Source organism: Paenibacillus sp. N3.4 (assembly GCF_008017805.1).
GTDB lineage: Bacteria > Bacillota > Bacilli > Paenibacillales > NBRC-103111 > Paenibacillus_E.
In genome coordinates this window covers 66,208-80,961 of record NZ_VRTT01000028.1, presented here as the reverse complement: position 1 = coordinate 80,961, position 14,754 = coordinate 66,208, and the positions used below count along the sequence as shown (strand labels likewise).

13 protein-coding genes and 2 pseudogenes are annotated in these 14,754 nt (G+C 43.4%); 7 read left to right on the top strand and 8 right to left on the bottom strand.

Annotation, left to right across the window (positions count from 1 at the left end; translation table 11 throughout):
• Both FU659_RS16105 and FU659_RS38860 read right to left on the bottom strand, forming a co-directional pair.
• Window positions 1-471, bottom strand: a pseudogene (locus FU659_RS16105) (hypothetical protein); the annotation flags it as partial.
• 6 nt (window positions 472-477) lie between these two features.
• A pseudogene (locus FU659_RS38860) lies at window positions 478-642 on the bottom strand (transposase); the annotation flags it as partial.
• Between the two features lie 894 nt (window positions 643-1,536).
• Between FU659_RS38860 and FU659_RS16100 the strand changes: the two are divergent.
• Window positions 1,537-2,181 carry a DsbA family oxidoreductase gene (locus tag FU659_RS16100; protein WP_147948517.1) on the top strand — a complete coding sequence of 215 codons (645 nt, stop codon included), beginning with the start codon at window positions 1,537-1,539 and terminating at the stop codon, window positions 2,179-2,181.
• Between the two features lie 60 nt (window positions 2,182-2,241).
• Here FU659_RS16100 and FU659_RS16095 read toward each other — a convergent pair whose 3' ends face one another.
• On the bottom strand, window positions 2,242-2,919 hold the full coding sequence (locus tag FU659_RS16095; protein ID WP_147948516.1) for a queuosine precursor transporter: 678 nt from the start codon (window positions 2,917-2,919) through the stop codon (window positions 2,242-2,244).
• 347 nt (window positions 2,920-3,266) lie between these two features.
• On the opposite strand from FU659_RS16095, the gene FU659_RS16090 reads away from it, so the two are divergent.
• The 3 genes from FU659_RS16090 to FU659_RS16080 are packed head-to-tail and all read left to right on the top strand — an operon-like array spanning window position 3,267 to window position 5,800.
• A complete protein-coding gene (locus FU659_RS16090; protein ID WP_147948515.1) occupies window positions 3,267-4,235 on the top strand; it encodes a sulfatase-like hydrolase/transferase in 969 nt (322 codons plus the stop codon).
• Window positions 4,232-5,359, top strand: coding sequence for an LTA synthase family protein (locus tag FU659_RS16085; protein WP_147948514.1), 1,128 nt, complete (start codon window positions 4,232-4,234; stop codon window positions 5,357-5,359). The genes FU659_RS16090 and FU659_RS16085 overlap by 4 nt, the downstream gene beginning before the upstream one ends.
• 21 nt (window positions 5,360-5,380) lie before the next feature.
• On the top strand, window positions 5,381-5,800 hold the full coding sequence (locus tag FU659_RS16080) for a YmaF family protein (protein ID WP_147948513.1): 420 nt from the start codon (window positions 5,381-5,383) through the stop codon (window positions 5,798-5,800).
• Window positions 5,801-5,856: 56 nt separating this feature from the next.
• Here the strand turns inward: FU659_RS16080 and FU659_RS16075 are convergent, their stop codons facing one another.
• Together FU659_RS16075 and FU659_RS16070 are read right to left on the bottom strand one after the other, a co-directional pair.
• Window positions 5,857-6,531 carry an aldose epimerase family protein gene (locus tag FU659_RS16075; RefSeq protein ID WP_261807853.1) on the bottom strand — a complete coding sequence of 225 codons (675 nt, stop codon included), beginning with the start codon at window positions 6,529-6,531 and terminating at the stop codon, window positions 5,857-5,859.
• 325 nt (window positions 6,532-6,856) lie between these two features.
• Window positions 6,857-7,774 (bottom strand): CPBP family intramembrane glutamic endopeptidase, encoded by a 918-nt coding sequence (locus FU659_RS16070; RefSeq protein ID WP_222708560.1) that lies wholly within the window; start codon window positions 7,772-7,774, stop codon window positions 6,857-6,859.
• A 115-nt stretch (window positions 7,775-7,889) separates the two neighbouring features.
• Here FU659_RS16070 and FU659_RS16065 point away from each other — a divergent pair, with 115 nt between their 5' ends.
• Both FU659_RS16065 and FU659_RS16060 read left to right on the top strand, forming a co-directional pair.
• On the top strand, window positions 7,890-9,248 hold the full coding sequence (locus FU659_RS16065; RefSeq protein ID WP_187274184.1) for a sensor histidine kinase: 1,359 nt from the start codon (window positions 7,890-7,892) through the stop codon (window positions 9,246-9,248).
• Between the two features lie 14 nt (window positions 9,249-9,262).
• On the top strand, window positions 9,263-9,955 hold the full coding sequence (locus FU659_RS16060) for a response regulator transcription factor (protein ID WP_187274183.1): 693 nt from the start codon (window positions 9,263-9,265) through the stop codon (window positions 9,953-9,955).
• Between the two features lie 2 nt (window positions 9,956-9,957).
• On the opposite strand, the gene FU659_RS16055 is transcribed toward FU659_RS16060, so the two are convergent.
• On the bottom strand, window positions 9,958-10,803 hold the full coding sequence (locus FU659_RS16055; RefSeq protein WP_147948524.1) for a YitT family protein: 846 nt from the start codon (window positions 10,801-10,803) through the stop codon (window positions 9,958-9,960).
• Window positions 10,804-11,061: 258 nt separating this feature from the next.
• On the opposite strand from FU659_RS16055, the gene FU659_RS16050 reads away from it, so the two are divergent.
• Complete coding sequence (locus FU659_RS16050; RefSeq protein ID WP_261807850.1) at window positions 11,062-13,173, top strand: LTA synthase family protein; 2,112 nt, start codon at window positions 11,062-11,064, stop codon at window positions 13,171-13,173.
• Between the two features lie 70 nt (window positions 13,174-13,243).
• Here the strand turns inward: FU659_RS16050 and FU659_RS16045 are convergent, their stop codons facing one another.
• Both FU659_RS16045 and FU659_RS16040 read right to left on the bottom strand, forming a co-directional pair.
• Window positions 13,244-14,068 carry an MFS transporter gene (locus FU659_RS16045; RefSeq protein WP_261807849.1) on the bottom strand — a complete coding sequence of 275 codons (825 nt, stop codon included), beginning with the start codon at window positions 14,066-14,068 and terminating at the stop codon, window positions 13,244-13,246.
• An 11-nt stretch (window positions 14,069-14,079) separates the two neighbouring features.
• Window positions 14,080-14,625, bottom strand: coding sequence for an MFS transporter (locus FU659_RS16040; RefSeq protein ID WP_147948507.1), 546 nt, complete (start codon window positions 14,623-14,625; stop codon window positions 14,080-14,082).
• Between the last annotated feature and the right edge of the window lie 129 nt (window positions 14,626-14,754).

Sequence of the window (14,754 nt, the reverse complement as noted above, 5' to 3'; positions counted from 1 at the left end):
ATGCTGAGTTTGCTTCTGAGGGCGAGTTTGGGTTTGGGTTTGGGTTTGGGTTTGGGTTTGGGTTTGGGTTTGGGTTTGGATTTGGGTTTGATCTTGATCTTGAGTTTGGTCTTGGGTCTGGTATTGCGTTTGATCTTGCGTTTGGTGTCGGGGTTGTCTTTGAAGGTGAGTGAGATCATGCTCCTGAGTATGTTGTTGAAATAGTGATTGAGCACCATGACCTGTCGCAATGGACTGGGACTCTCTCATTTTTTGAAATAGATGGAGCCTATTTTCTTTATTTAAATGAGCAAAATGCACTTTGTGTAGCAACAAGCGAGCACTCCTATAATTGATACCAAGTGCAAGAGAAAGAGAACTAGCAGTATGTTCGAGTTCGTCTTGAATCAGCATTTGAATAGCTTGGAACCAAAGCAGCAATGACAGCTTAGATTTGTGCATAATGGTCCCTGCTGTTAAAGAAACTTGCATTCTGCAATCCTTACATTCAAGTAATCTTCGAGTCCGAATATGATAGGCTTCATGATAATCACAAAACGGGCAACAAAACCTATTCGACCACCGTGAAGTCATTAAATAATCTTCACAATCCTCTACGCTCTTGAAAGATAGTAAATGAATATCCGTTAACGAAAGTTCCATAATAGCACCTCACGAAAAGAACTTATGTTCCTATTAATATTATACCGAACATTCGTTCTTATGTAAAGCACCAAGCTACCCTAACTAAAAAATAAAATTCTGTCATATATACAAAGATACGACTAATTCACCTTCCTTTTTAAAGGTATCAGTCGATAATTGTATGTACCACAGAAAACCCCTTTTATCGCATAGTAGCTGAGTGTACCTACCAAAATCGCGTTTCATGATACTGTTAGATTTCCTGACTGGTTATTTTTTGACTGGTAGATTCTTGACTGATTACTTGCTGAGTATTGGATGTTTTCTTGAATGGTGGATTCTCGACTGGTTACTTTCCTGAGTGGTTGTTTTCTTGAATGGTAGATTGTCGACTAGCTGCTTATCTGAGTGGTTGTTTTTCTGACTTATTTTTATACTGATTTATGGCTTTCCTGCTGAATACAAGCCTTGAATTCATTAACTTAAATCGTGCTTATGCTCATGTAAGCTTTCGAGGATAATGCCTTAGGATGTTCTTATAAGTATCCTGATATATGGCTTGACAATAAAACATATATTCTAGACCAACAAATGAAAAGCTAGTCATTCGTATTTCTCAGTTAACTGATGTATTATTTTGTACATAACACAGAAAGTTCGTTTTGACGTTGATAGAATGCAATCAACTCATGGGAATTTATGGAGATCTAGAGTGATTTAGAGGATTTATAGTAGATTTACGTAAAATCATTGGATCTGAAAGATAAGTTGTCGCCTTCCAAACAACGGATAAGATAGTCTCTGATGATGATTCACAATAATTCAAAGAATAATAAATTTCGAATTTATGCAATGTTTGGTTTATAATAAAAATATAGTAACTATTTTTTAATAAAAGGAGTTAGACCTTCAATGATTATAGAAATTTTTCAGGATATCGTCTGTCCCTGGTGCCGTATTGGTAAAAAGAATTTAACAGATGCATTAGTTAATTTTACTTCTGAGCCTGTTGAAGTTCACTACCGCGCCTATCAGCTCAACCCGCATACGCCTGTAGATGGCTCACCCTTTCGTGATGTCATGCTTCAAAAGGTCAGATCTGATGAAAACAAGCTAGCGAGTATGCTCGCCCAGGTCACTCAAGCTGGAGAGGCGGTTGGTTTGCATTTTGATTTCTCTAAGGTGGAGCGGACGCCCAATACATTAAAAGCGCACCAGCTTATTGCCATCACACCTGATCCAATCAAAAGAATACTCGTCGATGAGCTGTTTAAAGCTTATTTTGAAGACGGAAAAGACATCGGGCAGATCGACACTCTTCTTGCAATTGCTGAACAGCAAGGGATGAATCGCGAGGAAACGGCAGATCGATTGCAAGCTAAGGAAGGATTAGAACAGGTCGAGGACGATTTGGAGTTTGCTAGTCAAGCTGGCGTGTCGGGTGTTCCGTTTTTCGTCATTAATGGCAAGTACGCCTTAACTGGCGCACAGCCTGCAGCTACTTTCTTACAAGCCTTGCAGCAAATTAGTCAGGAACGAGAAAACGAAGAAGCTTAACACACAGAATAAACCCGCCTCACTCTACATTCGACAAATGCAGAGTAAAGCGGGTTTCATTTATTCTTTGAAGGTAAAGTTTCTTGCTATATAAAGCACCGGTGTCGATGCAACGGATATAACAAATTTAATTCCATATGTTGTCAAGAAAATCTGCATCCAAGTGGACCAGTCGTATAGGCCCCCGAAAGCAATGGAGCAAAATATGAAGGAATCTACCAATTGGCTAATACCCGTAGAGCCATTATTTCTTATCCAAAGCTGGTTGCGTGCAGAGAATATTTTTTTCAAAAACGTATAAATGCGCACATCCAGAAATTGACTGACGTAATAAGCCGTTAAACTACCTAAGGCTATTCTTGGCAGAAGTCCAAAAATCGTCTCTAATGCCGGCTGCCCGATATCGCCTTCTTGCGGCGTAAACATCATGGCCATTTGCATAATGACGATGGACATAATGAGTGTGAAGAAGCCAAACCAAACCGCTTTCTTCGCTGCTTTTTCGCCATACTTCTCATTAAGTAAATCAGTTGTTAAATAAATAGTTCCGTACATCGTGTTACCCAGTGTCATGACGAGTCCGAACATTTCAATCGTTTTAACGACTTGGATATTCGCAAGCACAGTTGCGACCCCGATCCAAGCATACAAACCTTGTTTGCCGAATAGCCGATAACAAATAAGAAACAGCACAAAATTGACCAGGACGAAACCTACGCCCCATAAAAAATTAAACATTCCACAAATCCCCCTAGTTTTGATAACGCGGGAAGTTCCCGAACCGCGGCTTTGCTATACAAAGCGTTTTTGATTATAACACGGGATATCTAAGCTTTGTAAAGCTTTTTCCCGAAAATTTGTTTGTAAAATAGCCCACTGATAATGATAATACAAACAAAAATAAGAAGAAGGGCAGCCATTTTATCATAAGAATTTTTGCTGAAAATGGATAAAATAATTTCTAAACAATAAACTGTAATAATAAATATTACAGTTAAGACTGTCAATAGCTATCTTCCTTCTTCCAACAAGATGTAAGATAATGAACGAATGAATATGAATCATAACGAACAGGAGTCTATTGAATGTCAACTTTCTTTCAATTTTTAAAGCATGTTCCCTCTCGCATCATGATTATTATTCTTCCCTTTTTACTAATGGGCATGGTTGAATATTTAGAAAGGGGAACCTACCAGGAATTAATGAAATGGGTAATGAACCACCCGTTATCCATGGTTCTCGCTTATTTCGTTGTTGGTACGCTTTATCTATTCCTTATTGCCCTAACTGGGCGAAGCCGCTTATCTTTCTGGCTGTTATGTGTGTGCCTGCTCCCTCTCGGAGCAATCAGCGGCAGCAAGTTGAAAGCAATAGGTGCTCCCTACTATCCATGGGATCTGGCATTTAACAATCAAATTATGGAATACCAAGCTTTTCTTCGTGGTTATTTAAATGTACGAATTCTGGTTTGCGTAGTCGTTTTTCTGCTTCTTATTGCCATTTTGTTTCATCTCTTTTTAAGACGCCACCGTATCCGATTTACCTGGATCGAACGAGGTATCTATGCGCTAATTGCGATCATTATGTCGACTAGTCTCTATATGGACAAGCCGATTCCCTTCATGAATATGTATGGTCTTTACACGGTCCCTTGGGATCAAACTCTGACATATGACGAAAATGGGTATCTCTTCTCCTCTGTTCAAATGCTCGGGTTTTTGCAGGTCGATAAGCCAAAGGGCTACAGTAAAAAAACTATCGATTCGATTTTGAGCCAAATTCCGGAAAGCAAATCCACCAACGAAAAAAAGCCCAACATTATTGTCATGTTAAGCGAAGCCTTCTGGGATCCGACGATTATGAAAAACATTACGTTTAGTCGGGATCCTATCCCTAATCTCCATCGATTACAGAAAACATATACAAGCGGTTGGATGCTATCCCCCCAATTCGGAGGCAGCACCGCCAATGTAGAATTCGAAGTATTAACCAGTAACTCGATGCGCTTTTTGGCAAATCTCCCGACAAAATATTGCCTTATATCGAATATATGAATCATGGCGTGGACTCCTTGGCAAGTATTACGACTAGGCAGGGCTATACCGCTACTTCTATTAATCCATTTTTCAGCTGGTTTTTTGATAGCAGAAAGGTATACAAGCATATGGGGTTCTCGCGTTTTATTGCTAGCGAGTATTTCCCCAATGATTTTGAAGGGCCGAATTACGCCGACCGTGCGGTGGTGAAGAAGATTATTGAAGAGACGGAAAAAAGTCCTGGACCCGATTTTATTTTCGCCAACACGATGGAAAACCATCATCCGTTTAATCCCGGAAAATTCAGCAAAAACACGATCCAAGTTACGGGAGACATTACACCTGAGTCTAAAGGCATACTGGAGACTTACGCACAAGGCATCACAGACGCAGATAAAGCACTACAATCCTTAGTTGACTACTACTCGCAAAAGGCCGAGCCTACGATCATCCTATTTTTCGGTGATCACTTGCCTTCATTTGAAGAAAATTATAAAGTGTACCGCGATGCCAAATATGTCCTTCCAGACGATCCTGATTTATATACAAAAACGCATTATACGCCATTTGTCATTTGGAACAATTTTTTGCCAAGCAATCAAGAAGAAACCAACCTGCACATCAGTCCTTCTTTACTTGGACCCAAAGTACTACATATGGCTGGGGTACAAGGCAGCTATTACACTGATTATTTATATCAACTGTCACAAAAAATACCGCTCATTCCCCCCAATGAAATGTGGGATCAATATCACATCAAGGCAAGCGATCTGAGTGATTATCGGCAGATGCAGTATGATAACTTATTTGGAAACCGATATGGCTATGAAGCAAAAGGGTATAAAAACACCATTATTCAACCTACCTACACGTTAGGGTACGGAGATCCTGTCATTACAAACATTTTAACAAAAGATAATACGCTTCAAGTAACCGGCACTCATTTCTATTCCTCCTGTAATGTGTATATAGACGGTGTTGAATACAAATCTAATTTTAACGGGGAAGATACCCTGTATGTTGATCTTAACGGGGACCAAACCTTAGACTTGAGAAAATCACATCAAGTTGAAGTACGTGTGCTCGATGATAAAAAAATGAAAATTGGTCAATCTAACCTATATACCCTTCTACCGTCATGACCCTAGCCCCCTTCGAATAGGATGAAATTAGATCCTGCTGCGAAGGGGGTTATTTCCGTGCTATGCCGCATCCCACCTGCCCATGTCCATTTCTTCACCGCAATAACCTCGGACGAATTAGGTCATCATCATTTATTACGCACTTACACATTTAATGTGAACGGAACTGCTTATGACGGTCATGTCCATCAATATCAAGGCATAACCAGCATTCGTTATGGTCACTATCATAATTACTATGGCTTATCAGGCCCCGCCATCGCAAAAGAAGATGGCACACATTACCATGTGCTCGAGGGAACCGTGGAATTGAATCTATACAATACATCCCGAAGTAACGCGCTTGTTCTTTCAGCTCAAAAGGGAGGACTGATTAAGGAGTTGCATCAACACACCTATTCCGGCACTTCCTCCCTTGGATTTGGGTATGAAATTTGGTAAGGAAAAAGAGTCAAGCGGCCCAGGCCCGAAAGCCTTCCTCTTGACTCTTTGTTTGTTTAGCTCATTGGCACTACGTGTATGGACCACTGAAAAGTAAATGTTTCACCGGCTGCAAGGCCTTGAGCGCCTGATAGTTGCTGTGGGAAGGGTTCATTAAACACGTTCATGATGCTTGTATAAGGTTCCAGAGACACGGCTTCCGTCCACGGCGCCGTAAAAAGAACGTGGATCGGGAACCGATCTCCCATATCCAACACAAGCTTCGTCCCTCTCGCTTCATAGTGAAGCTCGCAAACCTGCGGTCCTGGCTCCATTGTCAGCATTTGCGAGCCTCCCGGATAGTCAGGCAGCTCTGTGACGAATTCGCCTTGCTTCAGTGCCACAGTTAGCGGAGAAGGTGCTGGTTCACCTGACGCGTAGCCATCCTCGCTGAGCGGCCACTCTGCGGCAGCGGGAATGACTACCCGCACGCGGCTTGCCTCCCCCTTCGCGAAAGCGAAGTAGGGGTGAAAGCCAAGCGACAGCGGCATTGTCTGCCCGCTGCGATTGGCGATTTCACCGCTGAGCGACAGCGTACCGTCCTTTAGGCGGTACGTAAAGCGAAAGCAGGCGGCGTGTGGGAAATACGCCAGCACGTCGGGATGCTCCGCGAGATCGAACTCCGCGGAGACAAAAGCCCCGTCAGCCGCATCCGCACCGCTGGCAACGACCTTCCACGGTCGCTCGCGCAGCTCGCCGTGAGCATGATGCGCGCCCGATTGGCCGGGAGCCGGTATTCGCGGCCTTCGAAGGTGAAGGCCGCTTGCTTGACACGCCCCGGTGGGAACAGAATGGGCACGCCGTAGCGCGAAGACTGTGCGCGAAGCTCAGCCAAAGTGGCTGGCTTCGCGATGTAGGACTCGTTTCTCACGTCGAAACGGAACAGATGGAGACCTACGGCCGGGATGATCTCCGCCTCGGCCCCAGCTGTATGGTCGACGAGCAGCAGCGTAGACTCGCCGTCCCATTCCCTTGTTTTAACCTCATATGCACACATGATGTTTCCTCCTTAGATCGTTAGCGATTCTTAGATAGCTTGTGGTAATAAGCGTATAACCCTAGTATGCCTATTAATAAAATAACCGTTGTCACGAAGCTGCCTTCTGCTCCGAATATTCCGCCCGATAGATACAAAGACCCTTTGGGCTGCGCTTGCATCCATGATACCATTGGTGTGCCCGAAACGCCGAATCCAAACATACATCCTTGGAAAAAATTCCATGAGACATGCATGCCAATCGGCATCCACAGTCCTCCTGAATATTCCCTGCATACCGCAAAAAGAAGACCTGCAAGAAGCAAATTGATGAAAGGAAGCGGCGAATCCCACATCCCTGGATTAAAGCTGTGGAGCAAAGCGAATACAAAAGTCGAAACCGCCATACCCATCGATGCGCCGAATTTAGCTTTCACCAGCCCTTGCAAAAAACCGCGGGCAAATAATTCCTCATTCACGCCAACCCCAATGAATAGAAGGAAACTCCCGAGCATCTTCAACGTCAATGCCGCGGTCCAAGACGTAAACAACAAGGATGCACCGCCAAATAACCAAATGCCACCACAACTCAACGTTATGAGCACGGCTCCGGCAAGGAATCCCTCACCTAACCTTTTTGGAAATTGCCGAAATTGTAAGCCTAATGACCAGCCCTTGCGTCTTTCAAATATTGCAAAAGTGATTAACACTCCGCCAATGAAGCCAATTATTTGCGCCCATAGAGCCGACTGAACAAAGAAAGGATCTTGAGCAATACTGGACAACGTAAACTCAAGGTTAGGTTGTCTAACAATAGCGGCTACCGCCGCAGCAATGGATAGGATCACAGTTATCAGTGCAATGAAAACAAAAGTCAAGAGCACCTTACCGGCAATGGTTAGTATAGATATGGACATTCGATGTTTTACCTCGATGAGCTTCCCCTCCCTTCTCTCCACTTATTCGAGAACAGTCGCCTATTTCCTGCCAACTTCGCTAGGAAGGATACTCTTGTGCAAATGCCTGCTCCATGCAACAATAGAAGAAACACTCGATTCATTTGATGGAGGAATTATGCTTTTCGTATTATTCGCTTTATGGATTATCGCGTTAGGGCTTTTGATGATTGATCCCCGATCAAGTACGATGCGTTGGATGAGTGCTATCGCTTTCACCGGTGGCTTCGGAGCACTTGCTGCTGTCTTATCGGAAAGCTTTATTCCTTATATCCAACAAACGGTGCCTAATCCCTCTGTAAGCGTACTCCTTTATCACGTTATGGCCGCTAGTTCTCTAATCTGTTACTATGGATTGCCCTACTCATTCGCCGTGCTCTCTTTAAAATACAATTATTCTTGGCAGAAACCACTCATTCGAGATTGGCTACCGGCAGCTTTGCTGGTTCCACCTATTGCCTCATTGCTATTTACACCCGCTTACACCGAGGAAATTCCTATCGCATTTCCGATTGTGGCTTGCTGGGTCGTTCCTTATATTTTCATTGGAGCGGTGTTAATTGCGGTCCGCACCGAACGGCTTCCGGCCATGAAACGAACGCATCTATTCACATGTCTGGCACTCTTACCGCCTATTCTTTGTGTCGGTATTCTCAACTATGTGATGCCCAGCTTCGGTTATTATCGCATGTGGGTCTATCATGTATGGATTCTTGCCTTTGTCGTGCCTTTTTTTGTTTTCACCTTTTTTAAATATGGATTTCTTGGAATGCGACTTCTAATTGAGCGCCGCAAGCTGGATTCTACGCTTCGTGCCATCACATCCGGAACCGCCATTCTAAACCACGCGATCAAGAACGATGTTGGCAAAATGCGATTATTTCTCGAAAAAATGAAGCAGCACGCCGCGGATACGCACCAACATGAGCTCGTGCAAGACATTGATGTAGTTATGGGCGCGTCTATGCATATCCGCGATATGATTACACGTGTACACGAACAAACACAGGAGCTCCCACTCAGGAATTCTCAAGTGAATTTAGCAGATCTTTTAAACGATGTTCTTCTTCCCATTGAGCCTTATCTAGCGCGAACGAAGGTGCAACAAAGTGTTCCGGAAGATCTGGTTTTGCAGTTGGATCGTGTCCAAGTGTTCGAAACGCTGACGAATGTATTGATGAATGCAGTTGAGGCTATGCCACATGGTGGCGAGCTAATACTCAGAGCCTTTGCCGTCAAAAAGAATTTGGTATTGGAAGTCAAGGATACCGGCATCGGTATGGAAAAAGCAGTACTCAAGCAAGTATTGGAGCCTTTCTACACAACGAAAAGCGGCAGCCGTAACAATTTTGGACTCGGTCTTGCCTATTGCTACAATGTAATGAAAAAACATGGCGGATCGCTGGAATTAAGCAGTGCGCCCGGCAAAGGAACGAGTGTATTTCTCACCTTTCCAGGCAGCCGATTATCGACTTAAAGGGGATTTTGGATATGGAATCAATTCGAGTTTTAATTGTTGAGGATGACCTTGACTGGCTGCGCGGTCTCAAAGCATACTTGAATCGCCAACCTGATCTGGACGTTATTGGTACCGTGTCGACAGCCGAAGAAGCTACAGAGCTATTTCATTTGTCAGATCCGCAAGCGGATGTTGTCCTCATGGATATCATGCTGCAAGATGAACCTGCTGGCATCGGCCTAGCCGAGCAAGCCCTTCTGTCTTGGGGAGTGAAGGTTATCATGCTAACTTCCATGGAGGAAAAAGACTTCATATTCCGCTCCTTCCAAGCCGGAGCCATTGATTATCAGATCAAATCCAGATTTGAAGAACTCCCCGCTATCATTCGGGCGGCCCATGCAGCGAAATCATCGATTAACGCGGCTGTTGCCGAGCAAATGCGCGAAGAGTTCCGTCGACTCAAACGACTTGAACACCAATTCAAAGTGAAAGAGATTAGCGATCTTATCACACCGACAGAGCTTCAAGTTCTGGAAATGATTGATCAAGGACATACTCAAACTGAAATTGCTAATCGTTTCTTTATTTCCTTACGAACGGTCAAAATTCATGTCGGACATATTTTGAAAAAGCTGGGCAGTCCGAGCAGCAAGGACGCCGCTCAAAAAATAAGAGATTTAGGACTGTTTAAAGGAGCAAATTCATCCGAACAGGACAGAAAGTAAATTTAATGGATATCGCTTTTCTTGAATCGTCCGCCTTTGACATCGTGGATATTGCCGACTGCCAGAAATGCGGTGGAATCGAGCTCATCCACGATCGATTTGAGTTTCGCTTCCTCCAGCCGCGTAATGACACAAAAGATGACCTTCTTATTCTCTCCGGAGAAGCCGCCCTCTCCTTCCAAATAAGTAACTCCGCGACCTAAGCGGTCCAGCACAGCTTCCCCAATTTCTCGAAATTGGTCACTGATAATCCATACAGATTTGGACTCATCGAATCCCTCTATCGTTACATCAATCATTTTATAAGCAATGAAATAAGCAATTAAGGAATACATGGCTCGATCCCAGCTATATACGAAGCCTGCACTGCCCAGGATAAATAAATTGAAAAACATGACAATCTCGCCTACGGAAAACGGTATTTTTTTTGATGTCAGAATAGCTACAATTTCAGTACCATCGAGAGATCCACCGAAACGGATAACAATGCCTACGCCGATGCCCAAAATAATGCCTCCAAATACAGCAGCAAGCAAAGGATCAATGGTCAATGGCGGAACGGGATGCAGCAGTATAGTCCCCGTTGACATTATCAAAATCGCGAAGAGAGTCGACAATGCAAAGGTTTTCCCAATCATCTTGTATCCGAGATAAAGGAACGGTAAATTCAGCAAAGTGAGGAACAAACCCACTTGTATGTTTGTGATATACGATAAAATAATGGAAATACCAGTAATGCCCCCATCAATAATTTTGTTGGGAACAAGGAAAATTTCAAGTCCGACTGACATTAATGCTGCGCCCAAAAAGAGAAACACACCTCTGCGCAACAGGGCTTTCTTTGTCATTCTTCGATGCTGCGTAGGAAACTCTGCTTTCTTCTGATAAACGACCTGTGCATTAGACAAGATAAACCCCTCCGTCTCTTTGTAATCTACTACTTTTCTTTTTCTCGATTTATACCTCTTTTTCCTGCTTAAGGGCGCATTTCATTACACACTTTTGCACAAAAATTGTTAGATATGCTGCCATCGAAATATACCTTCTCTCATGATATAATTTCAGTTGTCATTTACAATTTCTTAATTCATTTCATGGGAGAACATATGAGACCTCAATTTGATCGTTTTTTGCTATTTTTTCGGCAGCATTGGCCGTTAGTATTATCAGCCCTCATTCCCATGTTCATTATGGAAATCTTGAATCGAGGACAATATATTGAAATGATGGTTTGGAGCGGCAAGCATGTGCTCGAACTCCTGTTCAACGAATGGCTCGTTCTCAGTTTATTGCTCTTATGCATAGCTGTTATCGGCAGAATTCGAATTGCCTATTGGGTCATTTCAGGGATTTTGATTATTTTATCGCTAATTAGTGGGATCAAGCTCAAAATCTTAGGCGTTCCGTTAACACCATGGGATCTGGTTATAGCCGGTGAAGCTTCGGATATGGTCAAATATATTTCCAATATTTTAAACTTCAAAATAATGATTGTCTTACTCTTATTTGTCGCCACTAGCTATTACATGCTTTACCGCACTTCTTTATTCAGAAAAAAAGTAAGCTTGAAAGAACGTGGCCTTTTGGCTGTTCTTTCGCTTGTTATGATAGCTGCCGTATATACAGATCTCCCTCTTCCTATCCAGAAATGGGCAGGTATCCAAGCAATGGTTTGGAATCAGTCAGAAAACACGAAGACGAACGGGTATGCCTTAGCTACCTTTCTGAACACAAAAGCCATGTTCGGGGATAAACGTGAAGGCTATAATGATCAGGCCATCGAAACCATTGTGAATCAATCTCCCAAACCTATAAAAGCCGGTGATACAGCCACAAAAATAAAACCGAACGTTATCGTCGTATTAAGCGAGGCCTTCTGGGATCCAACGACGATTAAGGGCGTTTCCTTCAGCCGTGACCCTATTCCTTTCTTCCACAAGCTTCAGCAAAGCGGAACAAGCGGTACGATGCTATCTCCACAATATGGCGGGGGTACGGCGAATGTTGAGTTTGAAGTTTTAACAGGGAATTCGATGCGTTTCTTACCGCAAGGCTCTATCGCCTACAATCAATACATTACGAACGAAGTTGATTCCTTGGCCAGTATTTATGCAAGACAGGGCTACACATCAACGGCAATCAGTCCTTTCTACAATTGGTATTTCAATAGCAACAAGGTATATCAAGATTTTGGATTCTCTAAATATATTCCGATTGAATATTTCAAACCAAACTATTCAGGCCCTTATATTGCGGATAGCGAAGTCGCTGCTAATATTATTCGTACGACCGAGCAAAGCGCTGGTCCCGATTTTGTTTTTGCCAATACGATGGAAAATCATTTTCATTTTTATCCGGGCAAATTCCCTAAAAACACGATCGATGTAACAGGCGATATGTCGCCTTCTTCAAGAGGCATGCTAGAAACTCTGGCACAAGGTATAAATGCTGCAGACAATATGTTGAAGCAACTGGTTGAGCATTATGAGAAAAGTGGAGAACCTACCATAATCGCGTTCTGGGGCGATCACTTGCCTGCTCTGGGGGATGATTACGCCACTTATATTGATACCAAATATATTAGCGGTAAAAATGATCCTGATTTTTTGAAGAAAATGTACAGCGTTCCTCTTGTTGTATGGAACAATTTTGACAACCAGCATAAAGATAATCTCCACATTAGTCCATCCTTTTTGGGGCCTTATCTCATTCAATTGTCCCAACAGGAAGGCAATTATTACACGAATTATTTGCAAGAACTTAGTAAGAAGATTCCTGTGATTCCGCCCAAAGACCGTTATGCGGAGATGCACATTAATGAAAAAGATCTTAAAGACTATGAAACCTTGCAATACGACATTTTATTCGGCGATCGGCATGCCTACAAAGATTACAAAGTCCCGATTATTGACAGTCGTTACAGGTTAGGCTTCGGTCCCATTACCATTGATAAGGTTGAAGCAGACACGCTAGATTTATCCGGCCGCTCCAATGTAACGGTAACGGTACAGGGAAGTCAGATTCCCCCTCTTGGTTACCTGACTTTGAATGGAAAACCATTGACCAGCACCTGGAAAGATGAACATACATTGTGCGCCAAAGTAGAAGCTGATCTGCTTAAACCCGGTATATGGGACATCCAGGTTAATGTCAAAGATTCGAAAGAAACCGTGTTAGGCAAATCGAATACCCTCTCTATTGATATGGGAGGACGATAGGTCCGCACATAGAGACGAAAACCCCTTGCATCGTTCGTGAGTTCACGAGATGTGGCAGGGGTTTTCTTTTTTAACTCGTCGAAAGACGTCCAGACTGTTGAATCGTCTGATACATGAAATAGCTAATTCCCGCCAACAATACAATGACAGCTATCCCCCAGTAAATATGTGTATATACATCTGCAAGAGGGAGCGCCTTTTGCCAAGCAATGCTTTTACCGCTTAGTGCTACGCCAAATGCACCGCCAACAAATTGAATCAACTGCGAAAAGCCCATCCCTGCACCGATTTGCTCCTTCGGTAGGATGCGGGACATCTCATTGGACACACTTGTTGTCAGCATGGTCACTCCTAAGCTCAGAGGAATATAACTGAAAAGAATGGCGTAAGGTGAGCTATGGCTTAAAAAAGCAAACAGAACGGCACCTAGGAGCATCAGCATACTTCCACTTCGCAAAATGAGATGATTGCCATAACGGTCAATCATTCTACCTACGACGTTAGAGAACAAAGCCGAAAGGATAGCTCCCGGGAATATAATTAGGCCTGTGTAAGCCGAGCTAAGTCCAAACAGTCGACTGAGCATAAGCGGCATGAGAAACAAGGTAGCAAAGTGAGCCGCGAACGCGGCGAAAACCATCACGCTTAGAAGCATATACGGTTTATTCGTAAGCAGTTGCGGTTGTACGAAAGGCTGTTCAGCCCGCTTGATTCTTTGCCAGAATACGATGATAAAGATGACTCCCGCGGCGAGAGCCAGGAATGATCCTGTTGTCATGAACAACAGCAGTCCCGTCACGCCAATCCCAATAGAGGCTGCGCCGACGAAGTCAAAGCGGACGTGAACCGCCTCTTCTTTTGGCAACAAGCGAAATAATACAGGGAGTAGCAACACGATAAGACCTGTTACAATAAAAAGCCCATTCCAACCCCAATATTGGTGATAGCTCCGCCGAGAACGGGTCCAAGGCCCATCCCAAAGGTTGCTGTGGAGATGACCATTGACATCGATCTACCGCGTCTGCTCATCGGAATATAGCGTGTTACCAACATGACACCCAGTGAAATCCCCGATCCTGCCCCTGCCGCTTGGAGAAGCCTAGCCGCAAACAGCATGATAAAATGATGGCTAAAAACGCCAATTAAAGAACCAGCTCCCAAACAAATGAGCCCAATCATCAGTAATCGACGAATTGGCAAATAATCGGATAGGCGACTGAAGGTAATGGAAGATATCGCAAAAACGATGGAATACCCTGTCACAATCCACGAAGCCGTTGTGGAACTTAAGGAAAATTCTTTCATGATTTGAGGCAAAGCTACATTAAACATAGTTGTATTCATGGTAATTAGCATTACAGCAATACTCCAGAAGCCAAGTACTAATCTTTCTCTTATGACTTCGGCATCCATGTGCCCAGCCGTTATAGGTGCAGCTGTATTTGTCGTCATCGTTACCACACCTCCTTTTATTGTTCGAATACTATCGAACAATTAAACTTTAACATAATCCTTTTCTATATTCAAGAGAAAATAAAGAAGCCTCATCCACTATGGAGGGGCTTCTTGTTAGGTAACGCA